This is a genomic window from Rhodoferax saidenbachensis, assembly GCF_001955715.1.
Taxonomy (GTDB): domain Bacteria; phylum Pseudomonadota; class Gammaproteobacteria; order Burkholderiales; family Burkholderiaceae_C; genus Allorhodoferax; species Allorhodoferax saidenbachensis.
On sequence record NZ_CP019239.1, the window covers coordinates 2,141,314 to 2,164,266 of the forward strand.

Genomic DNA, 22,953 nt, shown 5'->3' on the forward strand with positions numbered 1-22,953 from the left:
CTGTTTCGCTATCTGCTTACTGGCAGTCGGCGGTAATGATGGCATGAATGCGTTTACCTTCTGCCTCCCGGGCGGCATCGTCCATGATTTCACGCTCACCCTTGGCATTGGTACGAGACATCCGCACGCCAGAATCAAATGTCGCCTTGGCCTGCTTGGCACGGGCACAGTTTTCAATCTTGGCTTTGGTGATGCGTTCTTCTTCGGCCTTTTTCTTGGCCAGTTCGGCGTCTGCGGCCAGTTTTTTCTTGGCTTCCAACTCTTTGTCTACGCCTGAGGTCTTGGGCCCAGCGCCCGCCGCTGGGGCAGCCGGGGCGTTGGGTGCGGCAGCCTCAGAGGCTTCTGCCACAGGTGTTGGTGTACTGACGCCCCGGCCCGCAGGGCGCTTGAGGATGTTTTTGTCCAGGATATCGGCGGGCGGCGCGCGGTCGCTGAATACCTTGCGTCCATCCTTGTCAATCCACTGCCATTGGGCAAATGCAGTGGCGCAGGTGCATGCCAAAACGACGCTCAGGAGGGTGGGAAGCAGTTTCATGGCAGCAGTGTAGCGTCCATGCGCGGTGAATGCCATTAGGAGCACGGGTACAATCCGTCTTTTGGAGCTTTGACATGCGTCTTTTAGGAAAAGCGCTCACTTTCGACGATGTGTTGTTGGTGCCAGCGTTCTCCCAGGTCCTCCCCAAGGACACCTCCCTCGCCACCCGTTTCTCCCGCAATATCGCCCTGAACCTGCCCTTGGTGTCTGCCGCCATGGACACGGTCACGGAAGCACGACTGGCCATTGCCATCGCGCAAGAGGGCGGTATGGGTATCGTCCACAAAAACCTGACCGCCGCGGAACAGGCCGCGCAAGTGGCCAAGGTCAAACGCTACGAGTCCGGCCTGCTGCGCGACCCGGTCGTCATCACCCCCGACACCACGGTACGCCAGGTCATTGCGCTGTCCGAACAACTGGGCGTCTCCGGTTTCCCGGTATGTGATGCTGGCAAGGTCGTCGGTATCGTGACCGGGCGCGACTTGCGCTTTGAAACGCGCTACGACCAGCCGGTACGCGAAATCATGACGCCGCGCGAGCGCCTGATTACTGTGCCCGATGGCACCACGCCCGAAGCCGCCAAGGCGCTGCTCAACAAATTCAAGCTGGAGCGCCTGCTGGTTGTCAACGAGGCGTTCGAACTCAAGGGCCTGATCACCGTCAAGGACATCACCAAACAGCTCAACTTCCCCAACGCCGCGCGTGACGCCACAGGCCGTCTGCGCGTGGGTGCAGCGGTGGGTGTGGGCGAGGGCACTGAAGAGCGCGTCGAAGCGCTGGTGCGTGCTGGTGTAGACGCCATTGTGGTGGACACGGCCCACGGCCACAGCAAGGGCGTGATCGAGCGCGTGCGCTGGGTCAAGCAGAATTTCCCGCAAGTCGATGTGGTCGGTGGCAATATCGCCACTGGCGCTGCAGCGCTGGCGCTGGTGGAAGCCGGTGCGGATGCAGTCAAGGTGGGTATTGGTCCTGGCTCGATTTGTACTACCCGCATCGTGGCGGGTGTGGGTGTGCCCCAGATCATGGCGATTGACAGCGTAGCCACCGCCCTCAAGGGTACTGGTGTGCCGCTGATCGGTGACGGCGGCATCCGTTACAGCGGTGACATTGCCAAGGCGATTGCCGCCGGAGCGAGCACTGTGATGATGGGCGGCATGTTCGCCGGCACCGAAGAGGCTCCCGGCGAGATTGTTCTGTTCCAGGGACGCAGCTATAAGAGCTATCGCGGTATGGGCTCCATCGGCGCCATGCAGCAGGGCAGTGCGGACCGCTATTTCCAGGAATCCACGACCGGCAACCCCAACGCTGACAAGCTGGTGCCAGAGGGTATTGAGGGACGTGTGCCCTACAAAGGCTCCATGGTGTCCATCGTCTTCCAGATGGCCGGTGGCATCCGTGCCAGCATGGGCTACTGTGGTTGCGCAACGATCCAGGATATGCAGGACAAGGCGGAGTTTGTCGAGATCACGACCGCCGGTATCCGCGAAAGCCACGTGCACGATGTGCAGATCACCAAAGAAGCCCCGAACTACAGGGCCGAATAAGGCAAACCATCCAGGGCCGTCCTCCAGGACGGCCCTTTGCATTGAACGTCAGAGTTTCTCACCATGCAGCACCAGAAAATCCTCATCCTCGATTTCGGCTCCCAAGTCACCCAACTGATCGCCCGGCGCGTGCGCGAGGCGCATGTGTTTTGCGAAGTGCACCCTTGTGATGTATCTGATGACTGGGTGCGCGCTTATGCCAAGGACGGCAACCTCAAAGGTGTGATCCTGTCCGGCAGCCACGCCAGCGTCTACGAAGACAGCACCGACAAGGCACCCCAGGCCGTATTCGAGCTGGGTCTGCCGGTGCTGGGCATTTGTTACGGCATGCAAACCATGGCCCAGCAATTGGGTGGCAAGGTAGAAGCGGGCAAGACGCGCGAATTTGGTGCAGCCCAAATCCGTGCGCACGGCCACACGGCCTTGTTTGATGGCATTCAGGACAGCACCAACGCCGAGGGCCATGGTCTGCTCGATGTCTGGATGAGCCACGGCGACAAAGTCACAGAAATGCCACCCGGCTTCAAACTTATGGCGTCCAACGTAGCCTGCCCGATTGCCGGTATGGCTGACGAAGCGCGCCATTTCTACGCCGTGCAGTTCCACCCGGAGGTCACCCACACTGTCCAGGGCCAAGCCATCCTGAACCGCTTCGTACTGGACATTTGCGCCACGCGTCCCGACTGGATCATGGGCGACTACATTGCCGAGGCCGTGGAGAAAATCCGTGCCCAGGTGGGCAAGGAAGAAGTCATTCTGGGCCTGTCAGGCGGTGTCGATTCCTCCGTGGCAGCGGCATTGATTCACCGCGCCATCGGCGACCAGCTCACCTGCGTGTTTGTGGACCACGGTCTGCTGCGTCTGAACGAGGGCGACATGGTGATGGACATGTTCGTCGGCAAGTTACACGCCAAGGTCATGAGGGTCGATGCGAGTGACCAGTTCCTGGGCCATTTGGCCGGAGTGAGCGATCCGGAAGCCAAACGCAAGATCATTGGACGTGAATTTGTAGAGGTATTTAAGGCTGCAGCCCGCACGCTGGTTGCGCAAGGCGCTACCAATTCAGGAGCAAATGGAAGTGCCGTCGTCAAAGGTGCCACCTTCCTGGCTCAGGGCACGATCTATCCGGATGTCATCGAATCGGGTGGTGCCGGTAACAAAAAGGCCGTCACCATCAAGAGCCACCACAACGTGGGCGGCTTGCCTGAGCAGCTCGGTCTCAAACTGCTGGAACCCTTGCGCGAACTGTTCAAGGATGAAGTGCGCGAGCTGGGCGTGGCCCTGGGCCTGCCGTACAACATGGTGTATCGCCATCCTTTCCCTGGTCCTGGCTTGGGAGTGCGCATTCTGGGCGAGGTCAAGAAGGAATACGCGGACCTGCTGCGCCGTGCAGACGCGATCTTTATCGAAGAGCTGCACAACTTCAAGGACGAAGCCTCAGGCAAAACCTGGTACCAACTCACCAGCCAGGCCTTCACCGTGTTTCTGCCCGTCAAGAGTGTGGGTGTGATGGGCGACGGCCGCACCTACGACTATGTGGTGGCCTTGCGCGCCGTGCAAACCAGCGATTTCATGACGGCAGACTGGGCTGAACTGCCCTATGCGCTGCTGAAGAAGGTGTCGGGCCGCATCATCAACGAAGTGCGCGGCATCAACCGCGTGACGTACGACGTCAGCAGCAAACCTCCAGCCACCATCGAGTGGGAATGAGTCTTTGGGATAACCCTTAGCCACGGCTTAGGGTTATTCCGAGGCGGCGCGCAGATTTCTGTCTGACGCTACAAAAGTTTTGGTTTGTAGCCCTGCGCAGGGCTACATTTCATGGTCGCTTGGTGCACAATGTTCTCATAAATTACGGAAATGTGCTTGGCATGCAACCTGACTCAGACACACTTCATTTTCTGGAAGACGAAGGCGAAAGCGCAAGTACCAAAGAGTTGGTTTGGCGTTTGATGGTGGTGGACGATGAGCCGGATGTTCATCGTGCAACAACTTTCGCGCTTTCGGGGGTCAGGATTTTGGGGCGTCCGCTGCAATTCCTGCATGCCTATTCGGCCACCGAAGCCACGGAGATGCTGCGCAACGAGCAGGACGTTGCAGTGGTGCTTCTGGATGTGGTGATGGAGCGCGAAGATGCTGGCCTTGCACTGGTCAAGACGATCCGGCAGGACCTGAAATTGTCCGAACTGCGCATCATCCTTCGCACGGGACAACCTGGTTATGCCCCCGAAATCGAGACCATCCACGATTTCGATATCAACGATTACAAAACCAAATCCGAACTCACCCGCACCAAGCTGTATGCCACGGTGACAGCGGCTCTGCGTGCCTATGAGCAGATTCGCAAGCTCGACGAGTTGGCCTTTTACGACCGGTTGTCACGCTTGCCCAACCGCAATAAATTCATTGACCTCAGTGAAGAGCGGTTGGCCTCGGGTCTGCACAAAGACGACATCATCGCCATTCTGGATATCGACGATTTTTCGGAAATCAATGATGCTTTGGGTCACCAGCAAGGGGACCGCCTGCTGCAGGCGGTGGCGGACCGCCTCAAGTTTGAACTGGGCCCCAAGGTCATCCTTGCCCGCATCGGCAGCGACACCTTTGGCTTGATGGGCACCAGTGCTGTCGTCGATCCACCGCGCGTGCTGGCCATGTTTCGCGAACCTTTCGTAGTCCAGGACGACTCCATGGTGGTCACCGCCACCATGGGCATGACCAAACACCTGGGTGAAGGGGTGACAGGCAGGGACGCACTCAAAGACGCCAATATTGCGCTCAAGCGCGCCAAGAAAAGCCGCCGCGGAAGCTTCGTGACCTTTTCTACGGAAATGGGGTCCGATATCCGTGAACGTGTGCGCCTGCTGCAAAGTCTGCGCAGTGCAGTGGAAAGCGAACGCCTGTTTATCGTTTACCAACCGCAGGTCAATCTGGGCCGCGATGGTGATGTGGTTGGCGTGGAGGCGCTGATCCGGTGGCGCAACGAAGACGGCACGTTTGTGCCACCAGACCGCTTTATCCCGCTGGCAGAAGCTTCCGGCATGATCGTAGCGATTGGCGATTGGGTGTTGCGCATGTCCTGCCATGAGCTGGTGCGCCTGCAGGCGCTTGGTTTGCCGAACCTGCGCATGTCCGTCAACGTTTCGCAGATACAGTTCCGGCATCCGGAGTTTCTGGACAAGCTCAACGCAGCACTGATTGATACCGGCATCAACCCCAAATGCCTGGAGCTCGAGATCACCGAATCCGTGGCCATGGAAGACGCAGATTTCATGCTGGAGACCCTGCATCTGGTGCGCGAGTTGGGCATCTCGATTGCGATTGACGATTTCGGTACCGGTTATTCGTCACTGAGCCATTTGCGCCAGTTGCCCATTGACCGTCTGAAAATTGACCGGGCCTTTGTCTCGGAGCTGAACCAACAGGTCTCTGGCGGCCACATTGCATCCATGGTGGTGGAGCTGGGGCGTAACCTCAACCTCACGGTTATCGCCGAAGGCATTGAAGACGAAGCACAGGCCGAGACCTTGCTGCGCATGGGTTGCCACGAAGGGCAGGGCTACCTCTATGCCAAGCCCATGGTGCCCCTGCAACTCAAAGAGTGGCTGCAGGCGCGCTTGGCGTCTCGCTAAGCCGTTTTAGCTCTCGCATATTGATGGCGGGGTCCCTCGTGCCTGACGATGCCTATTTCATGTCGCTGGCGTTGGCCCAGAGTGAAGAAGCGGCCCGCGCTGGTGAAGTTCCTGTGGGCGCCGTCGTCATCAAAGATGGCGAGGTGCTCGCCACGGGACGCAACGCACCCATCGCGCAAAATGACCCGACTGCCCATGCCGAGATTGTTGCCCTGCGTGCGGCAGCGGCGGCTTTGGGTAACTACCGTCTGGATGGCTGTGAGCTATTCGTCACCCTGGAGCCCTGTGCCATGTGTGCGGGCGCCATGCTGCATGCCAGACTCAAACGCGTGGTGTTTGGTGCCGCAGATCCTAAAACCGGCGCCGCGGGCTCCGTGCTAAATCTGTTTGAACACAAACCGCTGAACCACCAAACCCAAGTAGAGGGCGGCGTCATGGCAGAGCAATGCGCCCATCCTTTGCAGGCATTCTTCAAAAGCAGACGCGGGCGCGTTTCCGATGCGCCAGCGCTGCGTGAAGACGCGCTACGCACACCAGAGGGGCGGTTCTCAAACCTGCCGGACTATCCTTGGGAGCCCCATTACATCCATGACTTGCCAGCGTTGAATGGTTTGCGTCTGCACTATCTGGATGAAGGCCCCGTGCATGCAGATGTTGTATTCCTGTGCCTGCATGGCAACCCGGGCTGGAGTTACCTCTACCGGCGAATGCTGCCTATCTGGACCGCCGCAGGGCACCGTGTTGTAGCGCCCGACCTGATTGGATTTGGCAAAAGTGACAAGCCTAAACGTGCTGATTTCCACACCTTTGCCTTCCATCGTCAGTACCTGCTGGAGTTGGTGGAGCGGCTTGCTCTGCGTAATGTAGTTCTGGTTGTACAGGACTGGGGCGGCTTGCTCGGACTAACCTTGCCCATGACCGCCCCAGATCGCTACCAAGGGCTTCTGGTCATGAACACCATGCTGGCGACCGGAGACACGCCGTTGTCTACAGGTTTTCTGGCGTGGCGCGAAATGTGCGCGAAAAAACCGGACTTCGATGTAGGCCGCCTGCTGGGTCGCGGTAATACACACTTGAGTGCAGAGGAGTGCGAGGCATACAACGCACCGTTTCCCGACGCCGGGCATCGCGCGGCCCTGCGTGCATTTCCACCCATGGTGCCGGAGTTTGAAGACAGCCCTGGCGCTGCGACATCGCGTCAAGCGCGTGCTTTCTGGCAGCAAGAATGGCAAGGCCATACTTTGATGGCCATTGGTGCCCAAGACCCGGTGCTGGGAGGCGACGTCATGCGGTCTTTGCAGGCAGATATCCGGAATTGCCCTGAACCCATGCTGCTGCCGCATGCAGGGCACTTCGTACAAGAGCATGGCGAAGGTATCGCGCAAGCCGCTTTGGCATATTTCACTGCTGGATAATGCGACAGTGAAGAAACATATCTACATTTATTCCCCCTCTGGTGCAGTCCGCGACAAGGCTGCCTTCAAACGTGGCGTGAAGCGCCTCCAGACTCTTGGACACGAAGTGGAAGTGGACCCCGATGCGCTGGCATCCCATATGCGGTTTGCGGGCGACGATGCTACGCGACTTGCTGCCATTCACCGTGCTGCGGCGAGCGGTGCAGATGTGGCCATGATTTCACGCGGCGGTTATGGACTGAGCCGTATTTTGGGAGGTATCCAGTACAAGGCCGTTGCCAAGGCGATTGCGCGCGGCACCCAATTTGTGGGCATCAGCGATTTCACGGCGTTCCAGCAAGCGGTGTTGGCCAAGACGGGAAGCATCACCTGGGCGGGCCCAGCTTTGTGCGAAGGTTTTGGTGTTGGTGGTAAGCCGGATCAGGTGGATGGACATGGTCACGGAGAAACGCCACAGCCAGACGAAATCATGGAAGACTGCTTCAATGATTTACTGTTGGGACAGGGGGAGGGCGCCGGTTGGCGTCAACACCGAGATACGGCTGCCAACGCAAACTACCACCTCAAAGGCGCCACTTTGTGGGGGGCAATCTTGCCATGCTGGCCTCCCTGCTCGGCACACCCTATTTTCCGGAAATCAAAGGTGGGGTTCTGTTTCTGGAGGATGTGGGAGAACATCCCTATCGCGTGGAGCGTTGGTTAACACAACTGCTGCATGCAGGTGTTCTTGCCAGACAAAAGGCGATTGTATTTGGCCAGTTCACGGAGTTCAAACTCAACCCGCACGACAAAGGGTTCAACTTGTCCACCGTGCAGCAATGGCTCAAAAGCCAGATCAAAGCCCCTGTGCTGACCAACTTGCCTTATGGGCATGTGGCCACCAAGGTGTTATTGCCTGTAGGCGCACATGTGGATCTGGTGGTGGAAGGGCGTGACGCTCTGATTCTTTGGGGTCACGAGGTGTGAGCGGCCCTCGCCGCGCATTCACTCGCCGAGTGGACTGGGACGCGAGACCAGACCACGGGGCAACAATCCCCGGAACAGCTCACTGATAAGGTTTAGTTTGTGGCGGGCTATGGCTTCGCCGTGGACCGCAGCAATCGCGGCCATCACATCACCACGCAAGTACCAGAGATCCTGCAGATCGTTGGCATAGGTGATGCGCAGTTGTACTACGGGATAGGCCTCGGCTGCGGGCTCGCCCATGCTCTCCAGCATAGCCTGGCGTATGTCATCGATAGCCAGTTGAGAACGGTTGCTCTCATGGCTGGATAGCCCCCCCAAGAGGGACTGCATGCCACTGACCAAGCTAGAAGCATTCCAACGCATTTTCATTTCAATCTATTAGTTGCTTGGAACCTTAAAGAAAAGGCGGCCGATCGACAATAGGGAGTATGCGCAAATATTGCATTAAAACAACAATGCTTTCAATGACTTACACGCGTAACATTATGTGGAACTTTAGTTATACGTGGCTAGAGTTTGGTGGTCTCAGTTCTCGCCATCACAACCCGTTGCTCCGCACAGTGTGTATTCAAAATAATGTCCATAAAACCACGAAGTAAGGTCGATATGGCGCCCATACATTTGATTCAAGGCAACACCATCCCGCTTTGGTTTTCAAGGACGTCGCAATGCCCTAAACTCAGCGCATAACCAAGAATCGGGACTATCGGGAATGGGCGTCCAAGCGACCGTTGTATTTACAGATTTGCATGGCAGCACGGCGGTGTTTGAGGCGTTGGGAAACCTGCGCGCCACCGAGACGGTGACGCAGATCACGACCTGGATTGGCGAGCAGTGCGAAGCGCATGGTGGCCGCGTCGTCAAGACGCTGGGTGACGGCGTGCTTGCGATGTTCCCAGACGGTCAGAGCGCAGTCAAAGCGGTGGTTGACCTGCAGCGCATTCATTACAAGCGTGTTGCACGCACCCCTTCGGAAGTCCGCATGCCCATCCGCATTGGCGTTGCCAGTGGGGATGTGGAAATCGTGGCAGGTGACTGTTATGGTGACGCCGTCAACGTTGCAGCCCGACTGTGCGACTTGTGTGGCCCCAATCAAATTTGGGCCAACGCAGCAGCCTTGGGTGCCGTGGATGAAGGCCATGGTGTGACTTTCAGGATACTGGGGCCCATCAGCATTCGGGGCCGCGCCGAGCCTTGCACCGTTTACCAGATTGAATGGCGTGAAGAAGAAACATCTGACTTCCTGACCATGCAAGGGCAACTGGATCCAGCCTACTCCAGCGGAGATGTGGACGTCTTGGGACGTGAAATTGAACTCACCTGGTCGGGACAAACCAAGCGGTTCAAGGCATTTGATTTACCTATACATATCGGTCGCGTGCGCAATGTAGAGTTCATGGTCAATGATCCACGTGTCTCGCGTACACATGCCAGGCTGGAGTGGCGCAATGGCAGCGTCGTACTGGTTGATGTCAGCACGTATGGAAGCTGGGTGCGATTTGCAGGCGCCAATGGATCGGATGTGTTGCTGCGCCGCGAAGAGTGTGTTTTGCATGGGCAAGGCGAACTGGCGTTGGGTGCATCGTTTGCCGATGCAACTGTGCCCACTGTTTCTTTCAAGGTTCTTTGAGCGCACTCCGTTGGTGCGGGACGGGTTTTCTGCACAACCAGAATGGCCCCTCTTCAGTGCGCTGCTGATCTCACCATCTCTAAAGTTGCATACGCTTTAGACGCCCCACAGCTTTCAACGAACGCCCTAAACCCCGGCAAGGGTTAACACTTAGGTTTTGCCAAATTTAAATGCTTTACTTTTAAAGTATTTAGTTTTAAAGTTTACTCCGAGCCGCTGTTATTTATCTCAACAATACTGTGGCGCAAGTTCTGGCCCATGGCCATCTTTGCTAAGGAGTAACGATGAAAATCGTGTGTATCGGCGGTGGACCCTCGGGCTTGTATTTCGCGCTTCTGATGAAGCAGGCCAACCCGGCACACGACATCACCGTGGTGGAGCGCAACAAGCCCTACGACACCTTTGGCTGGGGCGTTGTGTTCTCTGACGCCACCATGGACAACATGCGTATCCACGACCCCAAGACTGCGGCCGAGATCCAGCATGCGTTCAACCACTGGGATGACATTGAGCTCGAATTCAAAGGCCAGCGCATCCGCTCCGGCGGTCACGGTTTTGTGGGTATTGGTCGCAAGAAGCTACTCAATATCTTGCAAGCGCGCTGCGAAGAACTGGGCGTGAAGCTGCAGTTTGAGACCGACGTAGATAGCGACACGCAATACCCTGATGCCGATCTGGTGATTGCCAGCGACGGCATCAACTCGCGCATTCGTACCAACTACAAGGACATCTTCAAGCCCGACATCGTGGTGCGCCCCAACCGCTTTATCTGGCTGGGGACGCACAAGCTGTTTGACGCCTTTACCTTCGCATTCGAGAAGACCGAACATGGGTGGTTCCAGGCCCATATCTACAAATTCGACGACACCACCACTACGTTTATCGTGGAATGCCCTGAGCATGTGTGGCTGGCGCATGGGCTGGACACCGCCGACCAGGAAGCGTCGATTGCCTTCTGCGAAAAAGTTTTTGCGCAGACGCTGGGCGGCGCCAAACTGATGACCAACGCGCGCCACCTTCGTGGTTCGGCCTGGTTAAATTTCCAACGCGTCAAGTGCGACCAATGGTCACACTTCAACGGCAACAGCCATGTGGTGCTGATGGGCGACGCGGTACACACCGCCCACTTTGCCATAGGCTCAGGCACCAAGTTGGCGATTGAAGATGCGATTGTGCTGGCCAATCTATTCCAGGAAAAAGGCCAGACGCGCGATGTGATTCCTGCGGTGCTGGAGCGCTACCAAGCAGAGCGGAACATTGATGTTCTGCGTTTACAAAACGCCGCCTGGAACGCAATGGAGTGGTTTGAGGTATGCGGTGCGCGCTACTGCGACCAGCTCGAAGGACCGCAATTCATGTACTCCATGTTGACGCGCAGCCAACGCATCAGCCACGAAAACCTGCGCATGCGCGATGCGCAATGGCTTGGCGATTTTGAACGTTGGTTTGCCAAAGCGTCGGGCTTGCAGGTGCCGGCCAACAAACCTGCACCATCCCCCATGTTCACGCCTTACACGGTGCGTGGTGTGACGCTGAAAAACCGCGTCGTCGTGTCCCCTATGGCGCAGTATTCGGCGGTTGACGGCCTGGCCGGGGATTACCACCTTGTGCATTTGGGTGCGCGCGCCATGGGAGGTGCCGGCATGGTGGTCGCCGAGATGACCTGCGTATCTCCAGAAGGTCGCATCACACCCGGCTGTCCGGGCATCTACACCGTAGAACAGAAGGCCGGCTGGAAGCGCATTGTGGAATGGATTCACGCCAATAGTGACGCCAAATTTGCGCTGCAGATCGGCCACGCCGGTGCCAAAGCCTCGACCTGTGTGCCATGGGAAGGCAAGGGTATTGACCATCCGCTGGAACAGGGTAATTGGCCCATCATGGCAGCTTCCAGCTATCAGTATCTCGATGGCGTGAGCCAGATGTCCAAAGCCATGACACGCGCCGACATGGACACGGTGAAAGCGCAGTTTGTTGCAGCCACCCAGGCCGCCGCTGACATTGGCGTGGATTGGCTTGAACTGCACTGCGCTCACGGCTATTTGTTGTCCAGCTTCATTTCGCCATTGACCAATCATCGCACCGACGAATATGGTGGGAGCCTAGAAAACCGCTTGCGTTATCCGTTGGAGGTGTTTGCTGCGGTGCGTGCCGTCTGGCCCGCGGGCAAGCCTATCTCCGTACGTATCTCTGCCAGTGATTGGACAGAAGGCGGCATCACACCGGCCGACGCGGTAGAAATTGCCAAGGCCTTCAAGGCGGCAGGCGCTGACATGATCGATTGCTCGTCGGGCCAGGTCAGCAAGAAGGAAAAACCGGTCTATGGCCGCATGTTCCAGACGCCGTTTGCCGATCGCATTCGCCAGGAAGCGGGTATTCCGACTATCGCCGTAGGTGCGATCAGCGAAGCCGACCACGTCAACAGCATCATCGCTGCTGGCCGTGCTGACCTGTGTGCCGTAGCGCGTCCACATCTGGCCAACCCGGCCTGGACGCTGACCGAGGCTGCCAAGATTGGCTATACGCCACAACCCTGGCCCAAACAATACCGCTCGGGCAAGCCGCAGATGGAAGCCAACTTCCAGCGTGAAAAGGCGCAAGCCGCGATGGCCGCCCAGTCACCTGCACGTGCCTCGGAAGCGTGAGCGTGGACATGGAAACCCAACGCCATGCGCTGGTTACCGGTGGGGGCAGCGGCATTGGGGCTGCCATTGCACTGGCATTGGTAGACGCGGGCATGCACGTCACCATTACCGGACGCCGTCTGGATGTCCTGGAACTGCTGGCTGCAAGACATCCCGGAAAGATGCAGGCGGTGGTGATGGATGTTGCAGATGCGACATCGGTTGCAAAGGCGTTTACACAAGCCAAGACACAGTTCGGACCGGTACAAATTCTGGTGAACAACGCAGGCCAGGCCCACAGCGCACCGTTTATCAAGACCGACGCCGCACTGTGGCAGCAAATGCTTTCGGTCAACCTGACAGGCACGTTCCACTGTACCCAGGCGGCTTTGCCCGACATGGTGGTAGCCAAGTGGGGGCGCATCATCAATGTGGCCAGTACGGCGGGGCTGGTGGGCTACGCCTATGTTGCTGCCTATGTCGCTGCCAAGCATGGTGTAGTGGGACTTACACGGTCACTGGCACTGGAATATGCGAAGAAAGGCATCACGGTAAACGCAGTGTGCCCTGGCTACACCGAAACCGACATCCTGCGCGAGAGCATTGCCAATGTGGTCGTCAAGACGGGGCGCACAGAAGAAGAAGCGCGCGCCGAGTTTTCCTCCGGTAACCCACAAGGACGCATCGTGCAGCCCGAGGAAGTGGCCGATGCCGTGCGCTGGTTGTGCGGTAAAGCGGCAGCCTCGGTGACGGGGCAGTCCATCGCCGTGAGCGGCGGTGAAGTCATGAATTGAGGCAGTGATGAAAAAAGATCCCAGCCTGGACTTGCTCAACGCCGCCGATGAATTGGGCTATGAGGCACGCAGTGCCACGGGTGACCATGCGGCCCTCAAACTGTGGTTGCGCATGCTTTCGTGTACCAACCAGATCGAGGCGGAAATCCGACGCCGTTTGCGCGTGCAGTTTGACACCAGCTTGCCGCGCTTTGACTACATGGCCCAGCTTTACCGCGAACCCGAGGGGCTGCGCATGAAGGACCTCTCCAGTCACCTCATGGTGACGGGCGCGAACGTGACAGGAATTACTGACGAACTGGAGCGGGATGGTCTGGTAACACGGTCCAGCAGCCCGACCGACCGCCGCTCCTGGATCGTCCGTCTGACTCCCAAGGGACGCAAGCTTTTCGAAACCATGGCCCAAGAGCATGAACAGTGGATTCTTGAACTCTTTTCCTGCCTCAATGGGGCTTCGTTGGCGCAAGTGCACCAGCAACTGGGTGCCTTGCGCGTGCACGTTGTGGACAAACAATCGGCCGCACTTCAGTAACTCCATCTCTTTGAATTGAAAGCCCCCCAAGCATGACAACCCATACATCTACCGTGATTGATCCTGCATTGTTGGCAGGCAACCGCAAGACCTTGGCAGGTTACCAAGCGCAGCATTTTCAGTGGGAATGCCGTGATGGCGTGGCAACCATCACGCTGAACCGGCCTGAGCGCAAAAATCCGCTGACATTTGCGTCTTACTCTGAGCTGCGTGACCTGTTTTCTCAGCTCCGGTTTGCTAAAGATGTGCACGTTGTTGTATTGCATGGCGCGGGTAACAATTTCTGCTCTGGTGGCGATGTGCATGAAATCATCGGGCCACTGATGCAGTTGGCAATGCCCGAACTGCTGATGTTCACACGCATGACAGGTGATCTGGTGAAAACCATGCGTGCGTGCCCTCAACCCATCATCGCTGCCATCGACGGCATTTGCGCGGGTGCGGGTGCCATCATGGCGATGGCCTCTGACCTGCGCATGGGAACGGTACGCAGCAAGACTGCATTTCTGTTCAACCGCGTGGGCTTGGCAGGGTGCGACATGGGCGCTTGCGCCATGCTGCCGCGCATCATTGGACAAGGCCGTGCCAGTGACTGGTTGTACAGCGGCCGCTCCATCGGTGGTGAAGAGGCTGAACGCAGCGGCTTCCTGAATCGATTGGTCGACCCAGAGAAATTACTCGCAGAAGCACAGGCGTGGGCACATGACCTCGCATCAGGCCCGACTTTTGCTAACGGTATTACCAAGACCATGTTGCACCAAGAGTGGAACATGTCCATAGATCAAGCGATGGAGTCCGAAGCGCAAGCCCAGGCGATTTGCATGATGACCGAAGATTTCAACCGTGCTTACCAGGCCTTCGTGGCCAAGCAAAAGCCCGTGTTTCAAGGCAATTAAGGAATTCTCAATGAGCGACACCCACTACCTGCAATGGCCATTCTTTGAGGCGCCCCATGCGCAACTGGCGCATGCGCTGGATACCTGGGCTGCTGAGCACATTGCACAAAGTCACAGCGCAGATGTGGATGCAGAATGCCGCGCACTGGTGCGCTTGCTGGGGCAGGGCGGCTGGCTGAAACATGCAGTCGGTGGTGTGGCCTACGGTGGTGCGCACGACGCCATTGATACACGCTCTATTTGTTTGATCCGTGAAACACTGGCACGCCATTCGGGCTTGGCCGACTTTGCGTTTGCCATGCAGGGCCTGGGCTCAGGCGCGATCAGTCTGGCGGGCACCGATGCACAGAAGAACGCTTACCTGCCGCGCGTGGCGGCCGGCGAAGCGATTGCCGCCTTTGCGCTGTCTGAACCAGACGCCGGCTCTGACGTGGCGGCTATGCAGTGCAGTGCACGCATTGAGGGCGATTTCGCCGTCCTTAACGGCACCAAGACCTGGATATCCAACGGCGGCATTGCAGATTTCTATGTGGTGTTTGCACGCAGTGGTGAAGCCGAAGGTGCGCGCGGCATCAGCGCATTTATTGTGGACGCGACCACACCTGGCTTTAGCGTGCCAGAACGTATTGATGTGATCGCACCCCATCCATTGGGCACTCTGCGTTTTGACAATTGCCGCATTCCGTTGACACAACGCATTGGTGCAGCCGGTGAAGGCTTCAAGGTTGCCATGCGTACGCTGGATGTATTCCGCACCTCGGTGGCCGCCGCCGCACTGGGCTTTTCTCGCCGTGCACTGGATGAGGCGTTGCAGCGTGCCACGACACGCAAGATGTTCAAACAAACCCTGGCCGATTTTCAATTAACCCAAGCAAAGCTGGCACAGATGGCCATCACCATCGACAGCTCTGCGCTGCTGGTCTACCGCGCCGCTTGGCAGCGCGACCAGGGACAGAACGTCACCAAAGAAGCCGCGATGGCCAAGATGGTCAGCACCGAAGGCGCGCAGCAGGTCATCGACGCTGCAGTACAGATGTGGGGCGGCATGGGTGTGGTCAGTGAAGTACCCGTGGAGCGTCTCTACCGCGAGATTCGGGCCCTGCGCATCTACGAGGGCGCGACTGAAGTGCAGCAATTGATCATTGCGCGCGAGCTGCTCAAGGACGTAGGTCACACCGCGCCGAAATAGACCGGACGCACACAGAGACACCGGAGACGCACCATGCCTACTGCCCACATCGACACATTCGCCCGTGACAACCTGCCGCAGCAGGAACAACAACCGGACTTCCTGTTTACGCTGCCCGAGTTGCAGTTCCCTGAACAACTGAATTGCGCTACCGAACTGCTGGACAAGCACGTTCAGGAAGGCAGCGGAGATCGCCTGTGTGTACGCGGCCCCAAAGACAACTGGACCTATCGCGATCTGTTGGAGCGCGCCAATCGCATTGCAAATGTGCTGGTGCACGACATGGGACTGGTGCCAGGCAACCGCGTGCTGTTGCATGCACCCAATACTCCCATGATGGTGGCGTGCTGGTTCGGCATTGTCAAAGCTGGCGGCATCGTGGTGGCCACCATGCCTTTACTGCGCGCCAAGGAACTCAAGCCGATTCTGGAAATTGGCGCCATCAGCCACGCGTTGTGCGACGCCGGCCTTGCTGAAGAGTTGCGGGGCGCTGCGCAGGCGGTGCCGGGGCTGCACCACATCCGCCACTTCAACAGCACAGAGGCTGACGCGCTGGATGCCATCATGCAAGACCAGTCGGCAACGTTCGACAACGTCAACACAGCGCTCGACGACACCTGTTTGATCGGTTTTACCAGTGGAACCACGGGTGTTCCCAAAGCCACCATGCACTTCCATCGTGATGTCATGGCGATCTGCGCCTGTTGGCCCCGCTCCGTGCTCAAGGCCAATGCAGATGACGTGTTCATCGGCAGCCCTCCGCTGGGGTTCACCTTTGGCCTGGGTGGCCTGGTGCTGTTTCCCATGTCCATCGGCGCGTCCACGGTGCTGTTGGACAAGGCGGGCCCTTCGCAATTGCTGGACGGAATCCGGGACTACGGGGCCACCGTGGTGTTTACGGCTCCCACGTCTTACCGAACCCTGGCTGCGCGTGGTGATGAAATACGCGCAACCGCACTGCGTAAATGTGTGTCGGCCGGCGAAGCGTTGCCTGCATCGACCCGCGCGCTGTGGCGCGAGGCGACCGGCATCGAGCTGATCGACGGCATTGGTGCCACTGAAATGCTGCACATTTTCATCTCTTCGGACGAACATGAAGCACGACCGAGTGCTACCGGCAAAGTGGTTCCAGGCTATGAGGCGCGCATCATTGACGACAACGGCCAACCCGTGCCTCCTGGCACCGTGGGCAAGCTGGCTGTGCGCGGCCCCACGGGCTGCCGCTACCTGAACGATGAGCGCCAGCAAACCTATGTAAAAAATGGCTGGAACGTTACCGGCGATGCCTACCTGATGGATGCAGATGGCTATTTTTTCTACCAGTCCCGCACTGATGACATGATCATTTCTGCCGGTTACAACATCGCCTCGCCCGAGGTGGAAGAAGGCCTGATGCTGCACCCGGCAGTGGCGGAATGCGCGGTGATTGGTGTGCCCGATGCGGAGCGCGGCCAAATTGTCAAGGCCTATGTAGTGTTGCGCGCTGGTGAGACGAGCAATGCTGACATGGCCAAGGTGCTCCAGGACTTTGTCAAACAAACCATCGCACCCTACAAGTACCCACGTGCTATCGAATTCTTGGACAAATTGCCACGTACCCAGTCTGGCAAATTGCAGCGTTTCAGGCTGCGTGACTCTTGAGTTCAGAATACGAAGCGCTTTGCACCCATTTCCCCCCAACGAAAGGACGATTCCCATGTTTCTCATTTCTCTACGCAAAACCCTGGTCGCGGCCTGCGCAAGCACTGCCTTGCTCGCGATGGCGCAGTCGACCGACCCCGTCAAGGTGGGCTTGTTGAGCACACTTTCCGGTCCAGGTGCCGGTCTCGGTGTGGATATCCGCGACGGTTTCCAGTTGGCGATCAAACTGGGAGGCAACAAGCTGGGGGGACGCCCTGTGGAAGTGGTCGTCGCGGACGACCAAGCCAGCCCGGATGTAGGACGTCAGACAGCAGATCGACTGGTCAAACGCGACAAAGTCGATTTCATGACGGGTATTGTTTTTTCGAACGTCATGCTGGCTGTGGGCGCACCGACTTTCGCGTCACAAACGTTCTATGTGAGCGCCAATGCCGGCCCTTCGCAGTACGCGGGCGAACAATGCAGCCCCTACTTTTTCAGCGCTTCCTACCAAAATGACAACATGCACGAAGCAGCCGGTCAAGTCGTGCAAGAGAAAGGCTTCAAGCGCGTGGCGGTGATTGCCCCCAACTACCCCGCCGGCAAGGATGCCATCGCAGGATTCAAGCGTTTCTACAAGGGTGAGATCGCTTCCGAAGCGCTGCCGGCGCTGAACCAGCTCAACTTCGGTACCGAGCTGTCGCAACTGCGTGCCTCCAAGGCTGATGCGGTCTACATCTTCCTGCCCGGCGGCATGGGCATCAATTTCATCAAGCAGTTTGTGGCTGCCGGTTTGTCCAAGGACATGACACTGTTTGGCCCAGGCTTCTCCGGTGATGAAGACGTGATCAAGGCAGTAGGCGACTCCATGCTGGGCATGTTCAACACCAGCCAATGGGGACACGACATGGCCAACCCGGCCAACAAGAAATTCGTTGCCGAATTCGAAAAGGAATATGGCCGCCTGCCTACGCTGTACGCTGCACAAGGCTATGACGCAGCCCAGTTGATCAACGCCGCCGTGCGCGACACCAAAGGCAAGCTGGAAGACAAGGTCGCCGTGCGCAAGGCTTTGGAAGCTGCCAAGTTCGACTCGGTGCGTGGTGCATTCAAGTTCAATAACAACCACTTCCCGATCCAGGACTACTACCTGCGTGTTGTAACCAAAGATGCCAAGGGCCGCGTAACCAACCGCCTGCTGGGCACGGTGCTCAAGAAGCATGCGGATGCCTACGCCGGCCAGTGCAAGATGCCGGCCTGATAACGCAGTACCCAACGGAACTCCACCATGGATCCCATTTTGTTGCTGGAGCAGGCCTTCAACGGTCTGCAGTTTGGGCTGATGTTGTTCTTGCTGGCGGCGGGGTTGACCCTGGTCTTCGGCATCATGGACATGATCAACCTGGCCCATGGCTCGCTGTACATGGTGGGGGCCTATTTGATCGCCGCCATTACCGCGGCGACGGGCAGCTACTGGTGGGGTCTGTGCTTTGGGGTGTTGGGAGCAGCGGTGTTCGGGGCGCTGCTGGAGGTGAGCATCCTGCGTCACTTCTACCAGCGCGACCATCTCTCGCAGGTACTGGGTACCTTTGCCATTTTGATGATGTGCAATGAGGGTGTGCGCTTGATCTGGGGCGCACAACCCGTGCCATTGAGTACGCCAGACAGTCTGGCAGGTCCGGTGGAGTTGTTCCCAGGATTCTTCTATTCTTCGTTCAGCCTGTTCATCATCGGTGTGGGTCTGCTGGTGGCCTTGCTGATGTACTTGCTGATTACGCGCACGCGTCTGGGCATGCAGATCCGCGCCGGTGCGGCCAACCGTGAAATGGCCATGGCCATGGGGGTCAATGTGCAGCGGCTGTTCACTGCCGTGTTTGCCGTGGGCGCAGCCCTGTGTGGCATTGCGGGCGGCATGCTGGGACCGATATTGGCGGTGCAGGTGGGCATGGGCGAGAGCATTCTGATTGTCGCTTTTGTGGTCATTGTGATTGGCGGCATTGGCTCCATCCGCGGTGCGTTCCTGGGGGCGCTGATTGTGGGCGTGATGGACACCGCTGGTCGCACTTTCATGCCTATGTTGTTTGCGCACCTGATGTCACCGGAGGCAGCTGCCAATGCAGCGCCCGCTGTGGCCTCTATCCTGATTTACCTGTTGATGGCAACGGTCTTGTTCTTCAAGCCGCGCGGCCTGTTCCCTACCCATGGCTGATGCAATGACAAACGCCAAGCATTCTTCTCCCAGCATTCTTGACCACTCACTGCATTGGCGCTGGGCCGTGCCACTGCTGATTGCTCTGGCGGCTTTACCGTTGATCGCAGTAGCGCTTGGCGGAGATTTCTACATTACCCTGGCCAGCCGCATCCTGATCTTTGCACTGGCAGCGACCAGTCTTAACTTCATTCTGGGTTTTGGCGGCATGGTGAGTTTTGGCCACGCAGCCTTTATCGGTCTCGGTGCCTACACTGTAGCGATCGCGATGCAGGAAGGCATGGTCAATGCCTGGATCGCCTGGCCACTGGCCATGGTCGTGAGTGGCGTCTTTGCACTGGTAATCGGTGCCATCAGCCTACGCACGCAAGGTGTGTACTTCATCATGATCACGCTGGCTTTTGCGCAGATGCTGTATTTCCTGGTGGTGTCACTCAAGGCCTACGGCGGAGATGACGGGCTGAGCATGGCGGGGCGATCTTTTGTGGCACCCGGTTTGGACCTCGCCCGGGACCGCGATTTCTATTACGTCACGCTGGCCTTGGTAAGTGCATCGGTATGGGGCGTGGCCCGTCTGCTCAATGCCCGCTTTGGCCATACATTGCAAGCCATTCGCGAGAACGAAGTGCGCATGATTGCCATTGGTTTTCCGGTGTACCGCTTCAAGCTGGTCGCCTTTACGCTGGCCGGCGCGCTGGCCGGTTTGGCCGGGGCTCTGATGGCCAATCTGGGTGGATTCGTGAGCCCCTCGCTGATGCAGTGGAGCCAGTCCGGCATGCTGATGATCATGGTCATCCTGGGCGGCGTGGGTTATCTGTATGGCGGTCTGTTGGGCGCAGTCTTTTTCCTGTTGCTCGAGGAACTGCTGAGCCACTACACGATCCACTGGCAACTGGGTCTGGGCGCGGTTCTGCTGCTGGTCGTGCTGGTAGCGCCCAACGGCTTGGCCAGTCTGGTCGCACGCAAGAAGGGAGCTGCCCATGGCTGAAATCATTCTGCATATCGACCAGTTGGTCAAACGTTTTGGCGGTTTGGTTGCCACCAACCACGCCGATCTGAAAGTGGAGCGCGGTAGCATCCACGCGCTGATCGGCCCCAATGGTGCGGGCAAGACCACGCTGATCCACCAGATTTCTGGTGCGCTGCAGCCCGACGAAGGTGCCGTGCATTTCATGGGCCAGAACATCACGCAGGTGCCCATGCACCAGCGTGCGTTGCGTGGCCTGGTGCGCTCCTACCAGATCACCAGTATTTTCAAGAAGCTTTCGGTGCTGGACAACATTGCCCTGTCGGTACAAGCCCGCAGCGGCAGCAGCATGCGCTTCTGGCAAGCCGCCCGCTCAGAATCGGGCCGCTATGCCGAGGCCGCGGCCGTGGCCGAACGCATCGGTCTGGGCCAAAAGTTGCATACGCTGTCGGGCGCGCTGTCGCATGGCCAGCAGCGCCAACTGGAGCTGGGCCTGGCACTGGCGCTCAAGCCGCAACTGCTATTGCTCGACGAGCCCATGGCTGGCATGGGACCAGACGAATCCGAAAATATGGTTGCGCTGCTGCAAAGCCTGCGCAGCGAAGTCACCATCTTGCTGGTGGAACACGACATGGATGCCGTGTTCCGTTTGGCCGACCGCATTTCCACACTGGTATTTGGCAAGGTCATTGCCAGCGGCACGGCGCAGGAAATCAAGGACAACCCCGAAGTCAAACAGGCCTATCTGGGCGATGAGATGGGCGTGGACGCCGTAGCGCACTAGGAAATAGCGTGGACACATTACTGGAAATCGACGATCTGCAAACTGCCTATGGCACCAGCCAGATCCTGTTTGGTGTGGGCTTTGCCATGCGCGCAGGCGAAGTCGCCACACTGTTGGGCCGCAACGGCATGGGCAAGACCACCACGGTGCGCTCCATCCTGGGTCTGACCAAGGCCACGGGTGGTTCTGTCCGTTTCCTGGGTGAACGCATCGAGGCGGCGAATGCCGATCGCATTGCCCGCATGGGCATGGCCGTGGTGCCTGAGGGGCGCATGATTTTTGCAACGCTATCGGTGCAGGAAAACCTGCTGGCTTTTGCGGGCAACCGCTGTGCCAGCCGGGAACCCTGGACGCTGGAACGGGTGTACCACCTGTTTCCACGGCTCAAGGAGCGTGCGCGCAACATGGGTAACCAGCTCTCGGGCGGTGAACAGCAGATGCTCGCCATTGGCCGTGCGCTCATGACCAATCCGCACCTGTTGATCCTGGACGAGGCCACCGAGGGCTTGGCACCGCTGATCCGGGAAGACATCTGGCACTGCCTGACCACACTGAAACAGGCTGGTCAGAGCATTCTGGTGATCGACAAGTATGTGCAACGGCTGGTTGGTCTGGCAGACCACCACACCATCCTGGAGCGGGGAAGGGTAGTCTGGAAGGGGGACTCTCCCCAACTGGCGGCCCAGCCCGACATCTGGCACCGCTATATCGGGGTCTGACGTGCTGAAGTCGATAGACACTCCCATGGCGGAGCAGACAATGCCAAGCGCCGTTTTTTCCGTGCAACGCGTAGTGCGCTTCTCGGATTGCGACCCGGCGGGCATAGTGTTTTACCCTCAGTACTTCGTCATGCTCAATGGCTTGGTGGAAGACTGGTTTACGCAAGCCCTGCAAGTGAACTACGCAAACCTTCTGGGTGTGCGCAGGGTGGGGCTGCCCACCGTCTCACTGCAATGCGACTTCAAGGCCCCCAGCCGCATGGGTGAAACCATCACGCTGCAATTGCGCTTGTCGCGCCAGGGAAAACGTTCGCTCACCCTGGACATTCAGTGCATTGGCCTGGAGTCCCCGGATGTCGTGCGCTGGCGCGCACAAGTGGTCATCGTGACCACTTCATTGGAGCACGATGGCTCCATCACCATTCCCGCCGATATCGTGCAAGGCATTGCACAGTGGCAAAATTTTTCAGGAGACAAAAAATGACACGCATCCTTCAACCTGCCCACTGGGCCCGTCCACGTGGTTACTCCAATGGTGTGGTCACACGCGGCCAGCTGGTGTTTGTAGCCGGCATGATCGGTTGGGACGCCCAATGCGTTTTCCATACCGATGACATGGCCGGGCAAGTACGCCAGGCATTGACCAACGTGGTGGAAGTGCTGAACGAAGCTGGTGCCAAACCAGAACACATCACCCGCATGACCTGGTACCTGACAAACAAGCGCGAGTACGTGGCGGCCTATCCCGAAATCGGCAAGGCTTTCCGCGAAATCATTGGTAGCTTCAACGCCACCATGACCGCGGTGCAAGTGACAGAGCTTGTAGAAGACCGCGCCAAGGTAGAGATTGAGGTCACGGCAGTGATCCCCGACTGATCCCCAGAACACTGCGGAGAA

20 protein-coding genes and 1 pseudogene are annotated in these 22,953 nt (G+C 58.1%); 19 read left to right on the forward strand and 2 right to left on the reverse strand.

Translation table 11 applies throughout. From position 1 onward, the window contains the following. Positions 1-16 precede the first annotated feature (16 nt). On the reverse strand, positions 17-535 hold the full coding sequence (locus RS694_RS10210; RefSeq protein ID WP_029705648.1) for a DUF4124 domain-containing protein: 519 nt from the start codon (positions 533-535) through the stop codon (positions 17-19). 74 nt (positions 536-609) lie between these two features. Here RS694_RS10210 and guaB point away from each other — a divergent pair, with 74 nt between their 5' ends. The 5 genes and pseudogenes from guaB (at position 610) to RS694_RS10235 (ending at position 8,092) form a co-directional block, all read left to right on the forward strand. Continuing rightward, positions 610-2,079, forward strand: coding sequence for an IMP dehydrogenase (gene guaB / locus RS694_RS10215; protein WP_076069551.1), 1,470 nt, complete (start codon positions 610-612; stop codon positions 2,077-2,079). 63 nt (positions 2,080-2,142) lie between these two features. Continuing rightward, positions 2,143-3,789 (forward strand): glutamine-hydrolyzing GMP synthase, encoded by a 1,647-nt coding sequence (gene guaA, locus RS694_RS10220; RefSeq protein ID WP_029705651.1) that lies wholly within the window; start codon positions 2,143-2,145, stop codon positions 3,787-3,789. 161 nt (positions 3,790-3,950) lie between these two features. Beyond that, positions 3,951-5,711, forward strand: coding sequence for a putative bifunctional diguanylate cyclase/phosphodiesterase (locus tag RS694_RS10225; protein WP_029705653.1), 1,761 nt, complete (start codon positions 3,951-3,953; stop codon positions 5,709-5,711). A gap of 23 nt (positions 5,712-5,734) precedes the next feature. Next, on the forward strand, positions 5,735-7,126 hold the full coding sequence (gene tadA, locus RS694_RS10230; RefSeq protein WP_029705655.1) for a tRNA adenosine(34) deaminase TadA: 1,392 nt from the start codon (positions 5,735-5,737) through the stop codon (positions 7,124-7,126). Positions 7,127-7,133: 7 nt separating this feature from the next. After that, positions 7,134-8,092, forward strand: a pseudogene (locus tag RS694_RS10235) (LD-carboxypeptidase). Between the two features lie 18 nt (positions 8,093-8,110). Here the strand turns inward: RS694_RS10235 and RS694_RS10240 are convergent. Then, a complete protein-coding gene (locus tag RS694_RS10240) occupies positions 8,111-8,461 on the reverse strand; it encodes a hypothetical protein (RefSeq protein ID WP_241463822.1) in 351 nt (116 codons plus the stop codon). 343 nt (positions 8,462-8,804) lie between these two features. Here RS694_RS10240 and RS694_RS10245 point away from each other — a divergent pair, with 343 nt between their 5' ends. From RS694_RS10245 to RS694_RS10310, 14 genes are all read left to right on the forward strand, one after another. After that, positions 8,805-9,722 carry an adenylate/guanylate cyclase domain-containing protein gene (locus RS694_RS10245; protein ID WP_029705660.1) on the forward strand — a complete coding sequence of 306 codons (918 nt, stop codon included), beginning with the start codon at positions 8,805-8,807 and terminating at the stop codon, positions 9,720-9,722. Between the two features lie 284 nt (positions 9,723-10,006). Beyond that, positions 10,007-12,367, forward strand: coding sequence for a bifunctional salicylyl-CoA 5-hydroxylase/oxidoreductase (locus RS694_RS10250; protein ID WP_029705662.1), 2,361 nt, complete (start codon positions 10,007-10,009; stop codon positions 12,365-12,367). Between the two features lie 8 nt (positions 12,368-12,375). After that, a complete protein-coding gene (locus RS694_RS10255; protein WP_029705663.1) occupies positions 12,376-13,140 on the forward strand; it encodes an SDR family NAD(P)-dependent oxidoreductase in 765 nt (254 codons plus the stop codon). Between the two features lie 7 nt (positions 13,141-13,147). After that, positions 13,148-13,672 (forward strand): MarR family winged helix-turn-helix transcriptional regulator, encoded by a 525-nt coding sequence (locus RS694_RS10260; RefSeq protein WP_029705664.1) that lies wholly within the window; start codon positions 13,148-13,150, stop codon positions 13,670-13,672. A 32-nt stretch (positions 13,673-13,704) separates the two neighbouring features. Then, positions 13,705-14,568, forward strand: coding sequence for an enoyl-CoA hydratase family protein (locus tag RS694_RS10265; protein ID WP_029705666.1), 864 nt, complete (start codon positions 13,705-13,707; stop codon positions 14,566-14,568). A 10-nt stretch (positions 14,569-14,578) separates the two neighbouring features. After that, on the forward strand, positions 14,579-15,757 hold the full coding sequence (locus tag RS694_RS10270; RefSeq protein WP_029705668.1) for an acyl-CoA dehydrogenase family protein: 1,179 nt from the start codon (positions 14,579-14,581) through the stop codon (positions 15,755-15,757). Between the two features lie 33 nt (positions 15,758-15,790). Continuing rightward, positions 15,791-17,398 carry an AMP-binding protein gene (locus tag RS694_RS10275; protein ID WP_029705669.1) on the forward strand — a complete coding sequence of 536 codons (1,608 nt, stop codon included), beginning with the start codon at positions 15,791-15,793 and terminating at the stop codon, positions 17,396-17,398. 55 nt (positions 17,399-17,453) lie between these two features. Then, positions 17,454-18,638: an ABC transporter substrate-binding protein gene (locus tag RS694_RS10280; protein WP_029705670.1), complete on the forward strand. Its 1,185-nt coding sequence runs from the start codon at positions 17,454-17,456 to the stop codon at positions 18,636-18,638. Between the two features lie 27 nt (positions 18,639-18,665). After that, entirely contained in the window at positions 18,666-19,586 is a 921-nt protein-coding gene (locus tag RS694_RS10285) for a branched-chain amino acid ABC transporter permease (RefSeq protein WP_029705671.1), read from the forward strand. Positions 19,587-19,590: 4 nt separating this feature from the next. After that, positions 19,591-20,574: a branched-chain amino acid ABC transporter permease gene (locus tag RS694_RS10290; RefSeq protein ID WP_241463824.1), complete on the forward strand. Its 984-nt coding sequence runs from the start codon at positions 19,591-19,593 to the stop codon at positions 20,572-20,574. After that, the gene (locus RS694_RS10295; protein WP_029705675.1) at positions 20,567-21,337 is read left to right on the forward strand and encodes an ABC transporter ATP-binding protein; all 771 of its coding nucleotides are present in this window, start codon (positions 20,567-20,569) and stop codon (positions 21,335-21,337) included. Before RS694_RS10290 ends, RS694_RS10295 begins: the two co-directional genes overlap by 8 nt. Before the next feature lie 8 nt (positions 21,338-21,345). Next, the gene (locus RS694_RS10300) at positions 21,346-22,056 is read left to right on the forward strand and encodes an ABC transporter ATP-binding protein (RefSeq protein WP_029705676.1); all 711 of its coding nucleotides are present in this window, start codon (positions 21,346-21,348) and stop codon (positions 22,054-22,056) included. Positions 22,057-22,096: 40 nt separating this feature from the next. Then, on the forward strand, positions 22,097-22,540 hold the full coding sequence (locus tag RS694_RS10305) for an acyl-CoA thioesterase (protein WP_174407677.1): 444 nt from the start codon (positions 22,097-22,099) through the stop codon (positions 22,538-22,540). After that, positions 22,537-22,932 carry a RidA family protein gene (locus RS694_RS10310; protein ID WP_029705679.1) on the forward strand — a complete coding sequence of 132 codons (396 nt, stop codon included), beginning with the start codon at positions 22,537-22,539 and terminating at the stop codon, positions 22,930-22,932. Before RS694_RS10305 ends, RS694_RS10310 begins: the two co-directional genes overlap by 4 nt. Positions 22,933-22,953 lie beyond the last annotated feature (21 nt).

What these genes read in the sequence shown, in the direction of transcription:
- tadA (WP_029705655.1), top strand. Translation starts at nt 5,735, where the DNA reads ATGGCGGGGTCCCTCGTGCCTGACGATGCCTATTTCATGTCGCTGGCG.
- guaB (WP_076069551.1), top strand. Translation starts at nt 610, where the DNA reads ATGCGTCTTTTAGGAAAAGCGCTCACTTTCGACGATGTGTTGTTGGTG.
- RS694_RS10275 (WP_029705669.1), top strand. Translation starts at nt 15,791, where the DNA reads ATGCCTACTGCCCACATCGACACATTCGCCCGTGACAACCTGCCGCAG.
- RS694_RS10280 (WP_029705670.1), top strand. Translation starts at nt 17,454, where the DNA reads ATGTTTCTCATTTCTCTACGCAAAACCCTGGTCGCGGCCTGCGCAAGC.
- RS694_RS10265 (WP_029705666.1), top strand. Translation starts at nt 13,705, where the DNA reads ATGACAACCCATACATCTACCGTGATTGATCCTGCATTGTTGGCAGGC.
- RS694_RS10255 (WP_029705663.1), top strand. Translation starts at nt 12,376, where the DNA reads ATGGAAACCCAACGCCATGCGCTGGTTACCGGTGGGGGCAGCGGCATT.
- RS694_RS10260 (WP_029705664.1), top strand. Translation starts at nt 13,148, where the DNA reads ATGAAAAAAGATCCCAGCCTGGACTTGCTCAACGCCGCCGATGAATTG.
- RS694_RS10290 (WP_241463824.1), top strand. Translation starts at nt 19,591, where the DNA reads ATGACAAACGCCAAGCATTCTTCTCCCAGCATTCTTGACCACTCACTG.
- RS694_RS10310 (WP_029705679.1), top strand. Translation starts at nt 22,537, where the DNA reads ATGACACGCATCCTTCAACCTGCCCACTGGGCCCGTCCACGTGGTTAC.
- RS694_RS10240 (WP_241463822.1), bottom strand. Translation starts at nt 8,461, where the DNA reads ATGAAAATGCGTTGGAATGCTTCTAGCTTGGTCAGTGGCATGCAGTCC.
- RS694_RS10210 (WP_029705648.1), bottom strand. Translation starts at nt 535, where the DNA reads ATGAAACTGCTTCCCACCCTCCTGAGCGTCGTTTTGGCATGCACCTGC.
- RS694_RS10270 (WP_029705668.1), top strand. Translation starts at nt 14,579, where the DNA reads ATGAGCGACACCCACTACCTGCAATGGCCATTCTTTGAGGCGCCCCAT.
- RS694_RS10225 (WP_029705653.1), top strand. Translation starts at nt 3,951, where the DNA reads ATGCAACCTGACTCAGACACACTTCATTTTCTGGAAGACGAAGGCGAA.
- RS694_RS10245 (WP_029705660.1), top strand. Translation starts at nt 8,805, where the DNA reads ATGGGCGTCCAAGCGACCGTTGTATTTACAGATTTGCATGGCAGCACG.
- RS694_RS10305 (WP_174407677.1), top strand. Translation starts at nt 22,097, where the DNA reads ATGCCAAGCGCCGTTTTTTCCGTGCAACGCGTAGTGCGCTTCTCGGAT.
- RS694_RS10295 (WP_029705675.1), top strand. Translation starts at nt 20,567, where the DNA reads ATGGCTGAAATCATTCTGCATATCGACCAGTTGGTCAAACGTTTTGGC.
- guaA (WP_029705651.1), top strand. Translation starts at nt 2,143, where the DNA reads ATGCAGCACCAGAAAATCCTCATCCTCGATTTCGGCTCCCAAGTCACC.
- RS694_RS10250 (WP_029705662.1), top strand. Translation starts at nt 10,007, where the DNA reads ATGAAAATCGTGTGTATCGGCGGTGGACCCTCGGGCTTGTATTTCGCG.
- RS694_RS10285 (WP_029705671.1), top strand. Translation starts at nt 18,666, where the DNA reads ATGGATCCCATTTTGTTGCTGGAGCAGGCCTTCAACGGTCTGCAGTTT.